The organism is Dyella sp. 01L423, from assembly GCF_056399945.1.
This window is the reverse complement of sequence record NZ_JBFTSI010000023.1, coordinates 1-863: the sequence shown is the minus strand read 5'-3', so window position 1 is coordinate 863 and position 863 is coordinate 1. Positions and strand designations below refer to the sequence as shown.

The following is an 863-nucleotide window of genomic DNA, read 5'->3' as shown; positions in this document are numbered from 1 at the left end:
CGGAGGACACGCCATGTCGCATGACGCCGTGATCACCACACTCAAATCGCTGCGGCTGCATGGCATGGCGCAGGCCCTTGATGAGTTGGCCCAACAGGGCGCGCCGCTGTATCGCGAGGCCATGCCGCTGATGACCACGCTGCTCAAGGCCGAGGTGGCCGAGCGCGAAGTGCGCTCCGTGAACTATCAACTGAAGGCAGCCCGGTTCCCAATCTACCGAGACCTGAGCAACTTTGACTTTACCCAGAGYGCCGYCGATGAAGCGCTCGTRCGGCAATTGCACCGCGGCGATTTCATGGACCCTATGCAGAACCTCGTCTTCGTCGGCGGGCCCGGCACCGGCAAGACTCATCTGGCCACGGCCATCGGTGTGCAAGCGATCACGCATGGACGCCGACGCGTGCGCTTCTTCTCGACCATCGAACTGGTCAATACGCTGGAGCAGGAGAAGGCGGCCGGCAAGCAGGGACAGCTGGCCTCGCGACTCATGGACGCCGACCTGGTGATCCTCGATGAGCTGGGCTACTTGCCGTTCTCACAAGCCGGTGGCGCCTTGCTGTTCCATCTCATCGGCAAGCTCTACGAGCACACCAGCCTGGCCATCACCACCAACCTCAGCTTCGCCGAGTGGGCCAGCGTCTTTGGCGATGCCAAGATGACCACCGCGTTGCTCGACCGCCTTACGCATCGCTGCCACATCCTGGAAACCGGCAACGACAGTTACCGCTTCAGGAACCACGTTACGGACACCGGAAAGGAGCGCTAAACCTCACCTTCATCTATCACCTGAGCTAACCTGACGCACAAACGGGTGGCTCACTTTTCGATGAAAAGCCCGGCTCAGTTTTCGGCGGAAATCAACA

1 protein-coding gene is annotated in these 863 nt (G+C 60.8%); it reads left to right on the top strand.

All coding sequences use genetic code 11. The annotated features are described in order from the left end of the window. Nucleotides 1-13 precede the first annotated feature (13 nt). Complete coding sequence (gene istB / locus AC1DMY_RS20835) at nucleotides 14-766, top strand: IS21-like element helper ATPase IstB (protein ID WP_477166753.1); 753 nt, start codon at nucleotides 14-16, stop codon at nucleotides 764-766. Nucleotides 767-863 lie beyond the last annotated feature (97 nt).